This window comes from Rosenbergiella nectarea, from assembly GCF_900111105.1.
In the GTDB taxonomy this organism is placed as follows: domain Bacteria; phylum Pseudomonadota; class Gammaproteobacteria; order Enterobacterales; family Enterobacteriaceae; genus Rosenbergiella; species Rosenbergiella nectarea.
In genome coordinates this window covers 531151-549914 of record NZ_FOGC01000001.1, presented here as the reverse complement: position 1 = coordinate 549914, position 18764 = coordinate 531151, and the positions used below count along the sequence as shown (strand labels likewise).

The 18764-nt window shown below is 48.4% G+C and carries 17 protein-coding genes; 9 read left to right on the top strand and 8 right to left on the bottom strand.

The window, feature by feature from the left end; all coding sequences use genetic code 11:
• The first annotated feature begins 15 nt into the window (after positions 1-15).
• The 8 genes from thpR to panC all read left to right on the top strand — a co-directional run bounded on the left by thpR (position 16) and on the right by panC (position 6659).
• On the top strand, positions 16-633 hold the full coding sequence (thpR, locus tag BMX14_RS02555) for an RNA 2',3'-cyclic phosphodiesterase (protein ID WP_092672267.1): 618 nt from the start codon (positions 16-18) through the stop codon (positions 631-633).
• On the top strand, positions 634-1338 hold the full coding sequence (sfsA, locus tag BMX14_RS02550) for a DNA/RNA nuclease SfsA (RefSeq protein ID WP_092672264.1): 705 nt from the start codon (positions 634-636) through the stop codon (positions 1336-1338).
• 182 nt (positions 1339-1520) lie between these two features.
• Positions 1521-1976, top strand: coding sequence for an RNA polymerase-binding protein DksA (dksA, locus tag BMX14_RS02540; RefSeq protein ID WP_071431570.1), 456 nt, complete (start codon positions 1521-1523; stop codon positions 1974-1976).
• 78 nt (positions 1977-2054) lie between these two features.
• On the top strand, positions 2055-2954 hold the full coding sequence (gene gluQRS, locus BMX14_RS02535) for a tRNA glutamyl-Q(34) synthetase GluQRS (RefSeq protein ID WP_092672258.1): 900 nt from the start codon (positions 2055-2057) through the stop codon (positions 2952-2954).
• 72 nt (positions 2955-3026) lie between these two features.
• Positions 3027-4439, top strand: coding sequence for a polynucleotide adenylyltransferase PcnB (gene pcnB / locus BMX14_RS02530; RefSeq protein ID WP_230527242.1), 1413 nt, complete (start codon positions 3027-3029; stop codon positions 4437-4439).
• A 1-nt stretch (position 4440) separates the two neighbouring features.
• Positions 4441-4920 carry a 2-amino-4-hydroxy-6-hydroxymethyldihydropteridine diphosphokinase gene (gene folK / locus BMX14_RS02525; RefSeq protein ID WP_092672255.1) on the top strand — a complete coding sequence of 160 codons (480 nt, stop codon included), beginning with the start codon at positions 4441-4443 and terminating at the stop codon, positions 4918-4920.
• 82 nt (positions 4921-5002) lie between these two features.
• Positions 5003-5800, top strand: coding sequence for a 3-methyl-2-oxobutanoate hydroxymethyltransferase (gene panB, locus BMX14_RS02520; protein ID WP_092672252.1), 798 nt, complete (start codon positions 5003-5005; stop codon positions 5798-5800).
• 10 nt (positions 5801-5810) lie between these two features.
• A complete protein-coding gene (panC, locus tag BMX14_RS02515; RefSeq protein ID WP_092672249.1) occupies positions 5811-6659 on the top strand; it encodes a pantoate--beta-alanine ligase in 849 nt (282 codons plus the stop codon).
• Between the two features lie 47 nt (positions 6660-6706).
• On the opposite strand, the gene BMX14_RS02510 is transcribed toward panC, so the two are convergent.
• The 4 genes from BMX14_RS02510 to cueO form a co-directional block, all read right to left on the bottom strand.
• Positions 6707-7477, bottom strand: coding sequence for an ABC transporter permease (locus BMX14_RS02510; RefSeq protein WP_092672246.1), 771 nt, complete (start codon positions 7475-7477; stop codon positions 6707-6709).
• Positions 7477-8400: an ABC transporter ATP-binding protein gene (locus BMX14_RS02505; RefSeq protein ID WP_092672243.1), complete on the bottom strand. Its 924-nt coding sequence runs from the start codon at positions 8398-8400 to the stop codon at positions 7477-7479. The genes BMX14_RS02510 and BMX14_RS02505 overlap by 1 nt, the downstream gene beginning before the upstream one ends.
• Positions 8401-8894: 494 nt before the next feature.
• The gene (gene hpt, locus BMX14_RS02500; protein WP_092672240.1) at positions 8895-9425 is read right to left on the bottom strand and encodes a hypoxanthine phosphoribosyltransferase; all 531 of its coding nucleotides are present in this window, start codon (positions 9423-9425) and stop codon (positions 8895-8897) included.
• A gap of 166 nt (positions 9426-9591) precedes the next feature.
• A complete protein-coding gene (gene cueO / locus BMX14_RS02495; RefSeq protein WP_092672237.1) occupies positions 9592-11190 on the bottom strand; it encodes a multicopper oxidase CueO in 1599 nt (532 codons plus the stop codon).
• A 140-nt stretch (positions 11191-11330) separates the two neighbouring features.
• On the opposite strand from cueO, the gene BMX14_RS02490 reads away from it, so the two are divergent.
• A complete protein-coding gene (locus BMX14_RS02490) occupies positions 11331-11690 on the top strand; it encodes a YacC family pilotin-like protein (protein WP_092672234.1) in 360 nt (119 codons plus the stop codon).
• On the opposite strand, the gene BMX14_RS02485 is transcribed toward BMX14_RS02490, so the two are convergent.
• The 4 genes from BMX14_RS02485 to aceF all read right to left on the bottom strand — a co-directional run bounded on the left by BMX14_RS02485 (position 11684) and on the right by aceF (position 18759).
• A complete protein-coding gene (locus tag BMX14_RS02485) occupies positions 11684-12043 on the bottom strand; it encodes a YacL family protein (RefSeq protein ID WP_092672231.1) in 360 nt (119 codons plus the stop codon). The genes BMX14_RS02490 and BMX14_RS02485 overlap by 7 nt on opposite strands.
• A gap of 110 nt (positions 12044-12153) precedes the next feature.
• A complete protein-coding gene (acnB, locus tag BMX14_RS02480; protein ID WP_092672228.1) occupies positions 12154-14751 on the bottom strand; it encodes a bifunctional aconitate hydratase 2/2-methylisocitrate dehydratase in 2598 nt (865 codons plus the stop codon).
• 475 nt (positions 14752-15226) lie between these two features.
• Complete coding sequence (gene lpdA, locus BMX14_RS02475) at positions 15227-16651, bottom strand: dihydrolipoyl dehydrogenase (protein WP_092672225.1); 1425 nt, start codon at positions 16649-16651, stop codon at positions 15227-15229.
• Positions 16652-16872: 221 nt separating this feature from the next.
• Complete coding sequence (gene aceF / locus BMX14_RS02470; protein WP_092672222.1) at positions 16873-18759, bottom strand: pyruvate dehydrogenase complex dihydrolipoyllysine-residue acetyltransferase; 1887 nt, start codon at positions 18757-18759, stop codon at positions 16873-16875.
• Positions 18760-18764 lie beyond the last annotated feature (5 nt).

Below are 18764 nucleotides of genomic sequence, written 5' to 3'. Positions count from 1 at the left end.
AGGGATTATGATACTATGGCCACTATAGCATTAATTGGTATTGGATACTTGCCCCCTATCGTCCTAAGGAACTCTGTGGTTTCCCGAACAGCTACCGTGGCAGATAATTACTTTTTCGCATTAACCTTACCCAGTCGCACCACTGAGCAATTGCTCCATTGGCGCGCCACCGCTCTGCCAGCAGATACGGGTATCCCGGTTGCCCGAGAGCAGCTTTATATGGTGCTCGCCTGGATGAACGCTCCGACGGCGTCACAGCTGACTCAACTACAGCCTATTATTAGCGGGCTACGTTCACCGTCATTCACCTTTACCCTGAATGACGCCGGTTACTGGCCTCGATCTGGACAGCTTTGGGTAGGATGTCGGCCTGCCCCGCGTGAACTTTTACAGTTAGCCGATCTATTACGCTCAAGGGTAGCCCGTATAGGCTGCCCGCAACCCGCTTTCCCTTTTCATCCACATGTCACGCTGTTAAGGCAGGCGCCAACCTCAATCCGCTTACCGAAACGCGACTTCTCGTGGCCCGTCACCTGCCAGCACTTTTCTTTAATCAGTAGCCGTTACCAGCGTGGCAGAGTTATCCTTAACACAGAACAGCACTATCCACTGTTTGATAGAGAACAAGATTAGATGGAATTTCCCTCCCCCCTGCAGCCTGCCACCTTAATTAAACGGTACAAACGCTTTCTCGCCGATGTTCGTCTTCCCAGCGGAGAAATCACCACCATTCACTGTGCCAATACAGGTGCAATGACGGGTTGTGCGACGCCGGGAGATACGGTCTGGTACTCCACTTCCCCCTCAACAACGCGTAAATACCCCTATAGTTGGGAACTTAGCCAAACCACTGACCATCATTGGATCGGTATTAATACTCTACGCGCTAATCAGCTGGTGGAAGAACTCCTCACCCGGCAGGGTGTTCCCTCCCTAGCGCAGTTTACGCATTGGCAACGAGAAGTGGCATTCGGCGATGAAAAGAGCCGGATTGACTTCGTTCTGTCTAATGAAAAAGATCAAAAATATTATCTTGAGGTGAAATCTGTCACATTATTAGCCAACGGAAAAGGCTATTTTCCCGATACCGTTACGGCGCGCGGACAGAAACACCTTAGAGAATTGATGTCAATCGTGAAACAAGGTCATCGTGCAGGACTCTTTTTTGCCGTGTTACACACGGGAATTCACCAAGTCAGCGCCGCCAAACATCTTGACCCAGTCTATGCGCAGCTATTACGTGAAGCGATAGCAATAGGGGTCGAGGTAATTGTCTATCGTGCACAGATTAGCCGCCATCAACTGTTACTGGTGGACCCGATACCATTCATCGAATAGCGGGTTAAATCTTTTCTTTTAGGAGTTTTTCCTCTTTAATTAGAAACATATTATCAATAACGCGAAACTCATCGTTATCAGCAATTGCCAACCCCCAAGGATTCTGATATTTATAGCGCCCTGTTTTTTTTCCCTTAGTGGGAATCAGGAATCGATAGTGCGTGTTATCCAGGAGAAGCAACATGCAAGAAGGGCAAAAACGTAAAACATCGTCTCTAAGTATCCTCGCCATCGCTGGGGTGGCGCCGTATCAGGAGAAACCGGGCGAAGAGTATATGAACGAAGCCCAGCTGGAACACTTCAAGAAAATTCTTGTTGCTTGGCGCAATCAACTCAGGGATGAAGTAGACCGTACCGTTAGTCATATGCAAGACGAAGCGGCTAACTTTCCTGACCCGGCCGATCGCGCAACACAAGAAGAAGAGTTCAGTCTGGAACTGCGTAACCGAGATCGTGAACGCAAATTAATTAAGAAAATAGAAAAAACGCTGAAAAAAGTTGAAGATGACGACTTCGGTTTTTGTGAAGCTTGTGGTGTAGAAATCGGCATTCGCCGTCTTGAAGCTCGTCCTACTGCCGATATGTGTATCGATTGTAAGACATTAGCAGAAATTCGCGAAAAACAGATGGCAGGCTAACCCTACCGCTGATCGAGGATATACCTAATTGCACGGCCGCAGCGCCTAATCGCGAGTGGCTGTGCGATTACTCTCATTATGACTCACTCTACGCCTATCATTGGACGCTTTGCGCCCTCCCCCTCCGGTGACCTTCACTTTGGTTCGTTAATGGCTGCGCTAGGAAGCTATCTGGATGCGCGCTCACAAAACGGCCAATGGCGAGTTCGTATTGAGGACATCGATCCTCCCAGAGAGATTGCGGGAGCCTCCCAACGGATCCTCCAACAACTCGAACACTATGGGTTAGCGTGGGATGGGCCGGTTATTTGGCAGTCACAGCATCATGCTCGTTATCGAGAAATTTTAGCGTGGTTAATCACGCACCGGCGAAGTTATTACTGCACCTGTACCCGTAAAGCGATTCAGCAATCGGGGGGTTATTATCTTGGTACCTGCCGCGATGTCCATCACCGTGCAGAAGGTGCAGCGCTTCGCTTGTTCCAACAATCTCCCGTGACCCAGTTTACTGACCTGTTGCGGGGAACCGTTCACTGTCATCCGCAGTTAGCGCAAGAAGATTTTATAATTCATCGTCGAGATGGGCTATTTGCCTATAACCTTGCCGTTACGGTAGATGATCACGACCAAGGCGTGACGCAGGTGGTGCGAGGGGCGGATTTGATTGAACCCACTGTGCGACAAATTGCGCTGTTTCAGCAGCTGGGATGGAATGCTCCCGACTATCTTCACCTTCCGCTCGCGTTGAATCAGGAAGGCAGTAAGCTCTCAAAGCAAAACCATGCCCCGCCACTCCCACGCGAAGCGCCACAGCGAATGCTGATATTAGCCCTCGCTGCGTTAGGACAAAAAGTCGACGATGAGTGGCATGATTTCAGTGTCGAGCAGCTGATCCAGCAGGCAACACGACAGTGGCAGAGAGCAAAAATCCCAATTAATAGCACTTTCATTACTACAGATGTGTTAACAACATTCTAAAATGATTCACAACAGGCTATGATGAGCCTCTCATTTTGGAACCGTATCTACTTTTTATTGTTGAGGTGTACTATTTTTACCCGAGTCGCTAATTTTTGCCGAAAAATCCTTACGCGTGACGAGGAGAGCACCTCTGCAGAAAATGTCCCACCGCCGATAACGATCATTCCACGCGATCAACACACTATCTCTCGTCGAGAGATTAGTGATAATGCATTGAAGGTACTGCATCGTCTTAATAAGTCTGGTTTCGAGGCTTACTTGGTCGGTGGGGGAGTTCGTGACCTTCTTCTGGGTAAAAAACCTAAAGATTTCGACATCACCACTAATGCCACCCCCGAGCAGATGCGCAAGCTATTCCGCAACTGCCGTTTAGTGGGTAGACGTTTTCGCTTAGCACACGTTATGTTTGGCCCAGAAGTCATTGAGGTTGCCACCTTTCGCGGGCATCATGAGCAGGAAGAAAGCGTTGATCGCAACACCTCGCAACAAGGGCAAAACGGCATGCTACTGCGCGACAATATTTTCGGCAGTATCGAAGATGATGCCCAACGCCGTGATTTAACTATCAATAGCCTGTATTACAGCGCTGCAGACTTTACCGTGCGCGACTACGTCAACGGTTTAAGTGACCTAGAGCAAGGCATTATTCGCCTGATTGGCCACCCTGAAACGCGTTATCGTGAAGATCCGGTTCGGATGCTACGAGTCATCCGTTTTAGTGCGAAGCTTGGAATGACTATCGCACCTGAAACTGCTGCGCCAATTGGTGAACTTGCTGGACTGCTAAAGAATATTCCGCCAGCACGTCTATTTGAAGAAACATTGAAGTTACTGCAATCCGGTTACGGTGAGTATACCTATCCGTTATTACGTAAGTACCATCTTTTTGAGCCGCTCTTCCCGCTAGTCCATCAGTATTTCACTGAGAGTGGCGACAGCCCAATGGAGCGTATTCTAGTACAGGTATTCAAAAATACCGATAACCGTATCCAAAACGATAGACGCGTCAACCCTGCGTTTCTGTTTGCGGTAATGTACTGGTATCCGCTGCAAGAAAAAGCCCAGCAAATCGCACAAGAGAGTGGCCTGCCTTTCTTTGAAGCCTTCTCATTAGCCATGAACGATACGTTAGATGAAGCCTGTCGGGCGATAGCGATTCCTAAACGCTTCACTACCATGATCCGTGATATCTGGACGCTCCAGCTGCGGATCTCTCGCCGTCACGGTAAACGCGCTTGGAAATTGATGGAACACCCTAAATTCCGCGCTGCCTATGACCTTTTAGTCCTGCGTGCGGGGGTAGAATCCTCAGCAGAGCTTCAACGATTAAGCGATTGGTGGACCGAATTCCAGACTAAGAATGCGAACGACCAAGCGACAATGTTGCAAGAGTTAGGCAGCGATCCTGCTCAGCGCCGCCGCTACAATAGACCGCGTAAGCGTGCGCCTAAAGGCAACACCTCACGTCGAAACGAGAGTTAATATGGCTCGTGTCTATATTGCACTCGGTAGCAATTTACGGGACCCACTCGATCAGTGCCAGAGGGCGATTGCCGCCCTCGCGGCCTTGCCTGCCTCAACGCTGGTCAAGACGTCCTCCTTTTACCGAACACCACCTTATGGCCCACAAGATCAGCCTGACTTTTTGAACGCCGTGGTGGTGCTGGAGACGGAATTATCACCTCTAGCGCTGCTAGACCATACCCAACGAATCGAATGGGAACAAGGCCGAGAACGTAAAGACGAACGTTGGGGTCCGCGTACCCTCGATCTTGACCTACTTCTTTTCGGCGAACAGCACATGAATAGCACACGACTGACACTGCCTCATTACGACATGCACAACCGCGCATTCATGCTCGTCCCCCTAGCAGAAGTAGCGGGTGATCTGCCCCTTGGTGACAAGGGCAGCATAGTAAGCTGCTTAGCCTCGTTAGACAGCTCAACCATTACCCTGTGGTAACCGCCTAAAGTCGGCAGGGATTCCAGTCAAGAACAAGTTACTGTAAACTTCGCGCCATGTGCATCCTTGACAAGAGTTTATAATGACATCTATCACCCTGAAAAATTTACGTCAGTGGAAACTTGAAGGTAAAAAATTCGCCTCACTTACGGCGTATGATTATAGCTTCGCGAGACTGTTCGCCGAGCAAGATATTCCCGTATTACTGGTCGGCGACTCCCTTGGCATGACGATTCAAGGGCATGACTCAACGGTTCCCGTTACCGTCGATGATATGGTTTACCATACCCGTCATGTGCGTCAAGGTGCGCCAAACGTCTTACTGCTTACCGACTTACCCTTCATGAGCTATCCAACCCTTGAACAAGCCGGTCACAATGCTGCGCGCGTCATGCAGGCCGGTGCGAATATGGTCAAGATCGAAGGGGGAGCATGGCTGGCAGAGACCATTCGTCATCTCACTGAACGTGCAGTCCCCGTATGCGGTCATCTAGGATTAACCCCCCAATCGGTAAACATCTTTGGCGGCTATCAGGTCCAAGGTAAAACGGAAGAACAAGCTGAACAACTTCTCAATGATGCGCTAACCCTCGAAGCCGCGGGTATGCAGCTACTGGTACTGGAGTGCGTGCCGATTTCCTTGGCAAAACGCATTACCGAAGCACTATCAATTCCGGTGATCGGGATTGGTGCAGGGGCTGATACCGATGGTCAAATTTTAGTGATGCAAGATGTTATCGGCATTACTTCTGGCTATGTCCCCAAATTCGCGAAAAACTTCTTAACTGAAACCGGATCGATTGCACTCGCCGTTGCCCAATACCAGCGCCAAGTGCAAGACGGGACTTTCCCCGAGTTAGCCCACAGCTTTAAAGGATAGATTTCTTGCCATGCAGACTTTTCATGAAATACCCGCCCTGCAACAACAGTTGAGCGATTTACGTCGCCAAGGCAAAACCATTGCTTTTGTCCCGACCATGGGAAATCTCCATCAGGGACATATCACTCTAGTGGAGCGAGCGAAACAGTTAGCGGATTGTGTTGTCGTCTCTATCTTCGTTAACCCGATGCAGTTTGATCGGCCAGATGACTTAGCGCGCTATCCGCGTACGCTTGAGAATGATCAGCAACTATTATCTGATAAAGCGGATCTATTGTTTGCCCCTGCAGCCAACGCACTCTACCCAACAGGGCTCACCGAGCAATCCTTTGTTCATGTGCCGGGTCTCTCTGAGCTGTTAGAAGGTGCCAGTCGCCCTGGACATTTTCGCGGTGTGAGCACGGTGGTCAGTAAATTATTTAATATCGTTCAACCGGATGTGGCGTGTTTTGGCGAGAAAGATTTTCAGCAATTAGCCATTATTCGTAAAATGGTGATCGACCTTAATTATCCCATCACAATTGTTGGTGTACCGACAGTCCGCGCTGAAGACGGCCTTGCCCTCAGCTCACGTAATGGCTATCTCACTGACGCTGAACGCCAGCAAGCGGTTCAACTGAGTCAGGTCATGAACTCAATGGCCGAACGTTTACGGCAAGGTGATCAAGATCATACCGCCATTATCGATAGCGCTGTGGCGAGTTTGACGGAAAAGGGATGGCAGCCCGATGGTATTGCTATCTGTGATGCGGAGAATCTACTGCCATTAACCTCTCACAGCCCTAAGGCAGTTATTCTCATGGCGGCATGGTTGGGGAAAGCCCGACTGATCGACAATCAGCAAGTGACACTGCCATAGTGTGATGCGTTACCTCCTCACACTATGGCTATCAGGTGTTGAGGGGGTTAACTGCGTAACCCTTTACCCCGTTCGATTAACGCCCAGACAATCGCATAAAACACTGCCACAAAAACCACGAGTATCGCTAGCGTCAAGGGTACTGGCACATCTTGGATCCCCAGAAAACCATAGCGAAAACCACTAATCATATAAACAATCGGGTTCAGCTTGGATACCGCTTGCCAAAAAGGTGGCAATAACGATAACGAATAAAAGACGCCGCCCAAATAGGTGAGAGGAGTCAATACAAAGGTCGGGATCAGGCTAATATCGTCAAAGCTACGAGCAAAAACAGCGTTCAATAAGCCTGCCAAAGAGAAGACGATAGCCGTCAGTAGAATAGTTAATGCCACCATTGGCCAATAGAAGACATGAAAAGGAACGAATAGCAGTGAAATGGCGGTCACCAATGCGCCAACGCAAATCCCCCGCGCAACGCCACCGCCCACATAGCCTGCAATAATGATGTGGGTAGGGACCGGGGCGACCAACAACTCTTCGATGTTATGCTGAAATTTAGCACTAAAAAAGGATGAGGCAACGTTGGCGTAAGAGTTAGTGATCACCGACATCATAATCAGTCCCGGTACGATAAATTGCATGTAAGTAAATCCATGCATATCCCCGATACGCGATCCAATCAGATTACCAAAAATGATAAAATAGAGCGTCATGGTAATAACTGGCGGAACTAAGGTTTGGATCCAAATACGTCCGAAACGATGGATTTCTTTCGCCCATAGCCGCTTAAGTGCAACCCAATATAAGTGTGCCATTAATTATCTTTCCCCGTGTTACTCACTAAATCTACAAATAGCTCTTCCAAGCGATTTGCCTTATTTCGCATACTCAATACTTGAATATTCTGGGCAGAAAGCTGGCTAAAGACTTGATTAATTCCTTGCTCACGCAGCACTTCGACCTCTAAGGTTGTGCCATCGATAACGTCGTACTGGAAGCCCTCTAATACCGCGGGAGCCGTGTGAGGAGCGAGATCCAGAATAAAGGTTTCCGAGACCACTTTGGCGAGCAACGCCTTCATACTGGTATTTTCAACCAACTCACCACGTTGAATGATGCCGATATTTCGGCATAGCATTTCCGCTTCTTCCAGATAGTGTGTGGTGAGGATGATGGTCGTTCCGGCTTCATTGAGCTGCTTTAGAAATCCCCACATTGAACGCCGTAGTTCAATATCCACCCCGGCGGTGGGTTCATCGAGAATCAGTAACTTAGGCTCATGCATTAAGGCGCGGGCAATCATTAGACGTCGCTTCATCCCTCCGGACAGCATCCGTGATTTTTGGTGACGCTTTTCCCACAAATCGAGTTGTCGTAAGTACTTCTCGGCTCTCACTAAGGCCAGTTTTTTCTCTACGCCGTAATACCCTGCTTGGTTGGTCACTACCTGTAGGACACTTTCGAAGGGGTTGAAATTAAACTCTTGCGGGACCAAGCCAAGCTGAAGTTTGGCGCGTACTTTATCAGTATCGAGGTCATGACCAAACACGCGGACAGTTCCCGAGGACTTATTCACTAACGAACTGATAATCCCGATAGTCGTTGACTTTCCTGCCCCATTTGGGCCGAGTAGCGCGTAGAAATCTCCTGCTTCCACCGTTAAATCGATCCCTTTTAACGCTTGAACTTGATTGCCATACGTTTTTGTTAGCCCGGAAATTTCCAGTGCATAATTCATATCAACTCCACGCCTGTTTATGACAGATGAGTATTTAAAAAAAGTCCTCATTCAACCTTATGGTGGAAGGAGGTAATGAATGGATCTGAATGACCGCCCTGAAGCAGTATCAAAGAGGGTTAGTGGTCTTTATTGTACCGCCACGACCCTTAACAGATTAAGCATACGCTCTTGAATAAAGCGTTGGTAAAGCTGATCGCGACTCGATATAAACCTATCGGCATTCTGTTCATACTCAAGCGTTGACTCCCCCCACTTCTCGAAGTGGCAGAGAAATCTAACGGTACACAGAGAGAAATATCTTTAAGGATCTCGTGTCATCACAAGATGAAGTGAAAACTGATATGCCACCGTCGTCAGGTCAATCCCCTGACGCACAACGCCTGAACATACCGAGGCGACCTTGAGTCTCAACGCTGCGTGCAACCACTTACTCGCTGTCCATTATAGAACAGGCCAGCAAGGCTGGCCTGAAACTTTGTGCTATTTACCCGTTACTCAGGGACGACACGTCCAACGTAAGGGAGGTGACGATAGCGTTGAGCATAATCGATTCCGTAGCCGACAACGAACTCATCAGGGATTGAGAAACCGACATATTCCACGGTAACGTCAACTTCACGACGCTCGGGTTTATCCAATAAGGTACAGATCGCGACGGAAGCAGGCTCACGTAATTGTAAGATTTCGCGCACTTTGCTCAATGTATTACCCGAGTCGATAATATCTTCTACGATCAAGACATCTTTACCGCGGATATCTTCATCCAAATCTTTCAGTATTTTTACATCTCGCGTTGAAGACATGCCATTTCCGTAACTTGAGGCAGTAATGAAATCAACTTCGTGAGAAACGTCAATCGCCCGACAAAGGTCCGCCATAAACATAAATGAACCGCGTAGTAGTCCTACTAACACCATCTCTCTGCCACGATCTTGGTAGGCGGTGGTGATCTGTTGCCCTAATTCTGTAACACGGTTCTTTATTTCCTGCTCGGAAATCATCACTTCAACGGTATGTTTCATAATCTCTATCTCACTGAGAGTACTCAGTTTTCATTGTGCGGCAAAGCGTAAAAGTCCTGAAAGGGTGGGATATATCACCCCCAGAAATTTACAGCTTAAATTCAGGGGCTGCAGTATAACAGGGAATCTAATCGAGATAAAAACCCTGTATCGTGCTTAATTCATCCTACTTACCGACAGTGAAACTCATCATCATGCCAGTATCTTCATGCTCTAATAAATGACAGTGGGCCATGTAGGGGGTCTGATGATCGGCAGTATGCGGGAAGGAGACCAATACTTGGCTCACCCCACCCTCAACTCGAACGGTATCTTTCAAACCTTGGCGATGCGCCGCAACCGGCTGGTCATTTTCGCGCAGAATCCGATACTGTGTTCCATGGATATGGAAAGGGTGTAACATCATGTCGCCTTCGCCACTGATCTCCCAAATCTCATGCTGGCCTTGAGGGCTTTGCCAAGCAATATCCCCAATTTGGTAAGCCTTGCCATTAATCTTATTACCCTGATGAAAATCATAGCCTTGCGTAGCTTTTGGCATACCCTGCATGCTTGACATTGCATGCCCGTGTTGCTGATGGGAGTTATCGGTGTTATCTGCCATCGGCATAGAGTGGTGCATCGGCATTCCCGCCATCGCTTGATGACCATAACGCTGCATTAATTGCTGCATCCCGAGGGTATCAAGCTGTTTATCCATCGATAGGGCTATACGGCGGCGCGTCAGTCCTTCACTACTCGGCAACGTAGGTAATGTTGCGAGATGATCGGGTAATTCTGCCCCGCCACCAATGCGTAGCGGGAGAATTTTTAATAGGGGTAAGGGCTGGTCAAAAGGTGGGAGAGTCATCCCCATTTGCGTCACCGGCAGAGTAACAAGATCAAACGGCTTAGTATCGGTTAACTCTATCATCACCTCAAAACGTTCACCGGGTAACATAGCCAATTGCTCAACCTTAACCGGCTCAGCCAATAACCCCCCATCACTGGCAATAACGTAAAAGGGGTGGTCATGGCTAAGCGCCAAATTCATCGACCGAGCATTACAGCCATTCAATAGCCGTAAACGTACCCAGCCGTTCGGTAACGCGACTTGTGGATATTGGCTACCATTGGTCAACATCATGTCGCCAAACCATCCCACCGCCGCATGCATAATATCGAGCTGGTAATCGATATCCGTGCCCGCATCAGTCAATTTTTTATCCTGGAATACCAGTGGAATATCGTCAACGCCCCATTGCGCGGGGATCCGTAATGTTTTGATATGTTCGTCTTCAATAACAAGCATACCCGCGAGTCCTTTGGCGACTTGGAAACCCGAGGTCATATGCGGATGAGGATGATACCAGCAGGTCGCTGCAGGTTGATCGGGCGTAAAAGTGACTTCTCGCTGTGCCCCCGCTCGGATCACCTCCTGCGGACCGCCATCAACCTCGCCTCCCACCACTAAACCATGCCAGTGAACCGTCGTATCGACCGGCAGGTGATTATGCACGCGCAATGAAACAGGCTGGTTGCGTCGGAGTTTAATCGCCGGCCCTAAATAGCGACCATTGTAACCCCACGTCGATACCGAGTGATTATTCCAGACGCTAGTCCCGGCCATCGCAGTTAAATCGATGCGTTGATGCAGGTCGGGTTCAAGTAAGCTAGGCGTAGTAAGAAGTGGTCGCTGTCCTGATAAGGCCACTCGGCTCCATGCAGGCAGTGCTCCTGCGCCAATCAGTAATGAGCTGAGCTTGATAAAATCTCGACGTTGCATACGTATCCCCTCTAATTATCCAGTCATTGACGTTACGCTATCCCCCTATGGCAAGGTCAAGCGTTCTCTGCGTAAACCTGTCGTCATTATTCCCTATTCTGTGATAACGTTAATTGATATTTGTAGTGATGAGAATTTTCATGAAAACCTTAGTTAAAATACTCTTTATTCCACTATTTTTACAGTTATCGAGCAATTGCTATGCCTTAGACGATTCGCAAGCCGACGATATGGCCGATCTCACCGCTGTCTTTATTTATCTTAAAAACGATTGTGGATATCAAGACCTGCCCGATCCACAAATCCGTAATGCACTCATCAATTTTGCGCGCAACAATGGCTGGAATTTGAGTAATTATAATCGCTTCAATATGCAACAGCGTGGTGAAAGCAGCTACGCAGATTTACGCGGTATCCGTGTCGATAGCAAACAGAAATGTCATCTCTTAGCAGAGAAAACCTTAGGGCTATTGGCTTTTGTGAATAAACAATCTCACTGACCACTAAATTGGCGATATGCGTCAACTAACGCAAAGAAATCCTCAAAACCACAAAACGCGAGGGATTCTTGGTCGTAGTAACTCATTCCTTCATCCAGTTCATCTACACTTATCGCCAATAAGTTCGCTTGAATCATCACCTCATCGTCACTCAATGCGATAGTGTATTCACGCCCGACATGTTGCCATTGTAGCTCTGTGCCTTTGACCTGTGTTGCGCCGGTAACCACCGCATCCAGGAGTGCCGAGTCGGCATTCACTTCTTCGTTAAACCATTGTCCAATCACTTCATGATCCATCGACATCTGCACACGGACGCGGCCCTCTATATCTTTAACAAACTGATAATCCATGATGATTCCTCTTTTCGCCAGGACTGGGGGATGCTGCCCCCACAACGATAAAAAGGGGAGCCATTGGCTCCCCTTTTCGGTTAGATTATTATTTCATAGGCGAGTGCTAATTACACCGCGCTTTGGAAAATAACTTCATCCGCTTTAGACGTATATTGGTTGAGGCGGTCAAAGTTGAGGTAACGATAAGTATCATCGGCACTCTTATCCACTTCATTCATATAGGTCTGGTACTCATCTGCCGTCGGTAATTTGCCCAGTAATGCAGAGACCGCAGCAAGTTCAGCCGAGGCTAAGAAAACATTAGCCCCTTGACCAAGGCGGTTAGGGAAGTTACGGGTTGATGTTGAAACAACTGTAGCCCCTTCCGCGACGCGAGCTTGGTTACCCATACAGAGTGAGCAGCCAGGGATCTCAACACGCGCGCCACTTTTACCAAAGATGCTGTAATAGCCCTCTTCCGTCAGTTGTGCCGCATCCATCTTAGTGGGGGGAGCGACCCACAGCCGGGTTGGAAGTTGGCCTTTGAATTTATCGAGCAGTTTACCTGCTGCACGGAAGTGACCAATATTGGTCATACATGAGCCGATAAAGACTTCGTCGATCTTCTCACCCTGAACATCGGAGAGCACACGCGCGTCATCAGGATCGTTAGGTGCGCAGAGGATCGGTTCTTTAATCTCTGAAAGGTCGATCTCAATAATCGCTGCGTACTCAGCATCCGCATCGCCTTCAAGCAATTGTGGATCAGCCAGCCATTTTTCCATGTTTTGAATACGACGTTCAATGGTACGACGATCACCATAACCTTCGGCGATCATCCACTTCAACAGCACGATATTCGAGTTAAGGTATTCAATGATCGGCGCTTGATCTAACTTGATCGTACAACCTGCCGCTGAACGTTCTGCTGAGGCATCCGAAAGCTCAAAGGCTTGCTCAACTTTTAAGTCAGGTAACCCTTCGATTTCTAAGATACGGCCAGAGAAAACGTTCTTTTTACCTTTCTTTTCTACGGTAAGCAGTCCTTGTTTAATCGCATAAAGAGGGATCGCATGAACCAGATCGCGCAGCGTAATACCAGGTTGACGTTCGCCTTTGAACCGCACCAGTACTGACTCAGGCATATCGAGAGGCATCACACCTGTTGCCGCCGCAAAGGCGACTAATCCAGAGCCAGCAGGGAATGAGATACCGATAGGGAAACGGGTATGTGAGTCTCCACCCGTGCCGACAGTATCAGGTAATAGCATACGGTTTAACCAACTATGAATAATACCATCGCCTGGGCGCAGTGAAACGCCACCACGGTTCATGATGAAATCGGGTAGCGTATGGTGGGTTTGAACATCCACTGGTTTAGGGTAAGCCGCAGTATGACAGAATGACTGCATGACTAAGTCGGCGGAGAAACCTAAGCAAGCGAGATCTTTAAGTTCATCACGCGTCATGGGTCCGGTGGTATCCTGAGACCCTACCGAGGTCATTTTCGGCTCGCAATATTCTCCTGGGCGTATACCGTCGACACCACAAGCACGGCCCACCATTTTTTGTGCTAAGGAGTAGCCACGCGTACTGGTTTCAACGGGTTTTGCACTGCGGAATACATCGCTAACGGGTAAATCGAGCGATTCACGCGCTTTAGTCGTCAGTCCACGGCCAATAATCAGTGGAATACGGCCACCCGCCCGGACTTCGTCCAATAAGACTTCGGTTTTCAGTTCGAAACGAACCAGCACTTCATCGGTATCATGGCGACAGATTTCACCCTTGTAAGGGTAGATATCAATCACATCGCCCATATTCAGATCGCTGACATCGACCTCGATCGGTAATGCCCCAGCATCTTCCATAGTGTTAAAGAAAATCGGGGCGATTTTAGTGCCCAATACCACTCCACCGCCCTTCTTGTTCGGTACATGCGGGATATCATCCCCCATAAACCATAACACAGAGTTCGTGGCTGATTTCCGTGAAGAACCGGTTCCCACAACATCCCCAACATAGGCTAGTGGGTAACCTTGGGCAGCGAGTTGCTCGATTTGTTTAATTGGACCGACATTACCCGGCTCGTCTGGCACTATCCCTTCACGCTCGTTTTTCAGCATAGCTAAAGCATGTAATGGGATATCAGGACGGGACCATGCATCTGGAGCGGGGGATAAATCATCCGTATTCGTTTCACCGGTTACTTTAAAGACGGTTACGGTGATCTTTTCGGCTAATTCAGGACGCGCTTTGAACCATTCGGCTTCCGCCCACGACTTAAGAATTTGCTCGGCGTAGGCATTACCCGCTTTCGCTTTTTCCTCAACGTCATAAAAATTATCAAACATTAGCAGGGTGTGGGATAGGGCTTTTGCTGCAATAGGGGCCAGAGTGTCATCTTCTAATAGTTCGATTAAAGGATGGATATTATATCCGCCTTGCATCGTCCCTAAAAGTTCAGTGGCTTTTTCACGAGATATTAATGGCGATGCAGTTTCGCCTTTTGCTACGGCCGCTAAGAAACCAGCTTTGACATAGGCCGCTTCATCTACACCCGGCGGAACTCGATTCACTAATAAGTCGACCAGAAACTCTTCTTCGCCTTGGGGGGGATTTTTGAGTAATTCTACTAGGCCAGCCATTTGGGTCGCCTCTAAAGGCTTAGGTACGATCCCTTGGGCAGCACGTTCAGCAACGTGCTCACGGTATTCTTCTAGCACGACGTTCTCCTCGCTCACATTGTTATAGCTTTTCAACCCTCTACTACCGATAAATTATTATCTTTTTATAGGTTTTTGATGGTCGGTTTAGCTCACTGAGAATAGCAGTATTTTTATTCTTTGTTAATCTGTTTACAAAAACACAACATAATGACTACTAAATAAAAAGCGGTATCGTGATAAAAATAACTCTTTGTGACAGGGTGTTAGGGGATCATGCTGCGCGACTTTCGCGGCAATGCCTCGAACCCGTTCAAATGTAGCCTTTACCGATACCCGTTAGTGCTATGTGACTCTCATGGCGTTAATCACATTTCTACCACGTATAGGTTGAAATCATTATCTTACTAAACGCTTATTTTCGACCGCTGTCGAGCATTTTAATTGTTGTTCACACGGCTTGTTCAGCAACTTTAGGCAAAAAAAAACCGCGATACGTTATCGCGGTATAGAGTAAAGCATCGCTAAGTAACGCTTACTTTTTCTTAGCTTTAGGGTTAGGCAGATCGGTAATGCTTCCTTCAAATACTTCCGCAGCCAGACCGATAGACTCGTGTAACGTTGGGTGAGCATGGATAGTCAGCGCGATGTCTTCTGCATCACAGCCCATCTCGATCGCAAGACCAATTTCACCCAGTAGCTCGCCACCGTTAGTCCCGACGATAGCGCCACCGATTACACGGTGTGTCTCTTTATCGAAGATCAGCTTCGTCATCCCGTCTGCGCAATCTGAAGCGATCGCACGACCTGACGCTGCCCAAGGGAATGTCGCGGTTTCGTAGCTAATTCCTTGTTCTTTCGCTTCTTTTTCAGTTAAACCGACCCAAGCAACTTCTGGCTCAGTGTACGCAATGGATGGGATCACTTTTGGATCAAAGTAATGTTTTTTACCGGCGATGACTTCTGCAGCAACATGTCCTTCATGCACGCCTTTATGTGCCAGCATCGGTTGGCCGACGATATCGCCAATGGCGTAGATATGCGGTACGTTGGTACGGAGTTGCTTATCGACACGGATAAAACCACGCTCATCGACAGTCACCCCAGCATTCTCAGCATCTAGGTTTTTACCATTTGGAACACGGCCGATGGCGACCAATACTGCGTCGTAACGCTGTGGTTCAGAAGGCGCTTTTTTACCTTCCATCGTCACATAGATCCCGTCTTCCTTCGCTTCAACGGCGGTGACTTTAGTCTCAAGCATTAGATTGAATTGCTTGCTAATACGCTTAGTAAAGACTTTCACCACATCTTTGTCTGCAGCTGGGATCACTTGGTCAAACATCTCGACCACATCAATCGTCGAGCCTAATGCATGGTAAACTGTACCCATCTCTAGCCCAATGATTCCGCCACCCATTACCAATAGGCGCTCAGGGACAGTAGTGAGTGCGAGTGCGTCAGTCGAATCCCATACACGGGGATCATCATGTGGGATAAACGGTAAAGTAATTGGGCGAGAACCTGCCGCAATGATGGCGTTGTCAAAGTTAATCGTGGTCGTTCCGTTTTCGCCTTCAACCGCTAGCGTGTTAGCCCCCGTGAATTTACCCAGTCCATTCACTACGGTCACTTTACGGCCTTTTGCCATTCCCGCAAGACCACCGGTTAATTGTCCAATGACTTTGTCTTTCCAAGCGCGAACTTTATCAATATCCGTTTCAGGTTTTCCGAAAACAATACCGTGAGCTTCCAATGCTTTCGCTTCTTCGATGACTTTTGCGACGTGTAATAATGCTTTAGATGGAATACAACCGACATTCAAACAGACTCCACCTAGAGTGCTGTAACGCTCAACCAATACGGTTTCTAAGCCTAAATCGGCGCAGCGAAATGCTGCAGAATAACCTGCAGGACCGGCTCCAAGTACCACAACTTGGGCTTTAATCTCTGTACTCATCATGACCTCTTATTCGATTCTCCGGGGATACAGCGCAATGACAATTTATACACTTATTTTCCCGGAACCTATGTAATGCAAGAGTTTACATAATTGTTAAAATTGTGCAAACGAGATTGCGTAAAGGTTGGTTGTTTTGGGGATTAGCGCATTATTTCACAATTAAAATTTCGCCCTAGTCCCAAATGAGATTGAGGCCGGCAAGCGCCGACCTCAAGATATTACATAACGAGACGACGAATATCGCCAAGTACCTGACCAAGATAGGAGATAAAGCGTGCGCCTTCTGCTCCATCAATCACTCGGTGGTCGAACGAGAGTGAGAGTGGCAGCATTAAACGTGGAGCAAACTCTTTACCATTCCAAACGGGTTTCATCGAGGACTTAGAGACACCTAAAATCGCGACCTCAGGGGCATTGACGATTGGCGTGAAGGAAGTTGTTCCCAAACCGCCTAAGCTTGAAATCGTAAAGCAACCGCCTTGCATATCGGAGGCTGTCAGTTTACCCGCACGAGCTTTCTTAGAGATTTCCATCAGTTCACGAGAAAGTTCGATAATGCCTTTCTTGTTCACATCACGGAATACCGGTACAACTAACCCATTTGGCGTATCGACCGCGACACCAATGTTGATGTATTTCTTCAACGTTAAGCGTTGCGCGTCTTCCGATAGGGAACTATTGAAACGAGGGTAGGCTTCAAGCGCCTTCGCCACGGCTTTCATAATAAACACGACTGGCGTAATTTTTACGTCCAGTTTTTGTTTATCTGCTTCAACGTTCTGTTGCTTACGGAAAGCTTCCAGCTCGGTAATGTCTGACTCATCGAAGTGAGTAACGTGTGGGATCACCATCCAGTTACGGCTGAGGTTGGCGCCAGAAATTTTCTGGATACGGCCTAACTCAACTTCTTCAACTTCACCAAACTTACTGAAATCTACTTTCGGCCAAGGCAACATTCCTGGGAGGCCACTTGCCGCAGCAGGTGCTGCATCCGCACGTTTTAGTGCCTCTTTGATGTAAGCTTGAACGTCTTCTTTAACGATACGCCCTTTACGGCCAGTCGCGTTGACTTTCGCTAAGTTCACCCCAAATTCGCGCGCAAGCCGACGAATAACAGGCGTCGCGTGCACATAAGCGCTATTTTCAGCGAACTCATCCTTCGCGGTAGGCGCAGCGGATGGAGCGGTAGTTGCAGCAGCCTTCGCTGGGGCTGGAGCGGCCGGTTTTTCTGGCGCAGGTGCAGACGCTTTTTCAGCGGCTGGCGCATCGCTGCTAAAGACCATGATGGCAGAACCAGTACTGACTTTGTCGCCAACAGCGACTTGAATCTCGGTGACCGTACCCGCGAAAGGTGCCGGAACTTCCATCGATGCTTTATCGCCTTCAACGGTGATCAGTGATTGTTCAAGTGAAACCTTATCACCCACTTTCACCAGAATTTCCGTCACTTCGACTTCGTCGCCACCGATATCAGGCACATTAACCACTTGATTAGCTGAACCTTTGGCCGCCGCCGCTGGCGCAGACTCTTCTTGCGCAGAAGGCGCGCTAGCAGGGGCCGCAGCTTCACCAGCCACCTCGAACGTCATAATCAATGAGCCGGTATTCACTTTATCGCCGGTATTGACTTTGATCTCTTTCACTTTTCCAGCAAAAGGCGCAGGCACTTCCATTGACGCTTTATCGCCTTCAACGGTAAGTAGCGACTGCTCAAGTTCAACGGTATCGCCGGCCTTGACCAGGATCTCAGTGACTTCCACTTCATCACCGCCAATATCTGGCACCATCACGTCTTTTACCGAAGCGGAAGCCGAAGCTGTCGGAGCTTTCTCCGCGGCGGGTTGAGCAGCCTCAGGGGCTGCTGCTGCCTTTTCTTCGCTTTCGAAGATCATGATTAATGATCCCGTTTCGACTTTATCGCCTGTCGCAACGTTAATCTCTTTAATCACGCCTGCTTGAGGTGAAGGCACTTCCATTGAGGCTTTATCGCCTTCAACCGTAAGCAGAGACTGTTCGACTTCAACTTTGTCTCCGACCTTAACCAAGATCTCGGTGACTTCAACTTCGTCTGAACCGATATCCGGAACTTTGATCTCAATTGACATCTACT

Coding starts and splice junctions, on each gene's coding strand:
- thpR (WP_092672267.1), top strand. CDS start 16: ATGGCCACTATAGCATTAATTGGTATTGGATACTTGCCCCCTATCGTC.
- sfsA (WP_092672264.1), top strand. CDS start 634: ATGGAATTTCCCTCCCCCCTGCAGCCTGCCACCTTAATTAAACGGTAC.
- dksA (WP_071431570.1), top strand. CDS start 1,521: ATGCAAGAAGGGCAAAAACGTAAAACATCGTCTCTAAGTATCCTCGCC.
- gluQRS (WP_092672258.1), top strand. CDS start 2,055: ATGACTCACTCTACGCCTATCATTGGACGCTTTGCGCCCTCCCCCTCC.
- folK (WP_092672255.1), top strand. CDS start 4,441: ATGGCTCGTGTCTATATTGCACTCGGTAGCAATTTACGGGACCCACTC.
- panB (WP_092672252.1), top strand. CDS start 5,003: ATGACATCTATCACCCTGAAAAATTTACGTCAGTGGAAACTTGAAGGT.
- panC (WP_092672249.1), top strand. CDS start 5,811: ATGCAGACTTTTCATGAAATACCCGCCCTGCAACAACAGTTGAGCGAT.
- BMX14_RS02510 (WP_092672246.1), bottom strand. CDS start 7,477: ATGGCACACTTATATTGGGTTGCACTTAAGCGGCTATGGGCGAAAGAA.
- BMX14_RS02505 (WP_092672243.1), bottom strand. CDS start 8,400: ATGAATTATGCACTGGAAATTTCCGGGCTAACAAAAACGTATGGCAAT.
- hpt (WP_092672240.1), bottom strand. CDS start 9,425: ATGAAACATACCGTTGAAGTGATGATTTCCGAGCAGGAAATAAAGAAC.
- cueO (WP_092672237.1), bottom strand. CDS start 11,190: ATGCAACGTCGAGATTTTATCAAGCTCAGCTCATTACTGATTGGCGCA.
- BMX14_RS02490 (WP_092672234.1), top strand. CDS start 11,331: ATGAAAACCTTAGTTAAAATACTCTTTATTCCACTATTTTTACAGTTA.
- BMX14_RS02485 (WP_092672231.1), bottom strand. CDS start 12,043: ATGGATTATCAGTTTGTTAAAGATATAGAGGGCCGCGTCCGTGTGCAG.
- lpdA (WP_092672225.1), bottom strand. CDS start 16,651: ATGAGTACAGAGATTAAAGCCCAAGTTGTGGTACTTGGAGCCGGTCCT.
- aceF (WP_092672222.1), bottom strand. CDS start 18,759: ATGTCAATTGAGATCAAAGTTCCGGATATCGGTTCAGACGAAGTTGAA.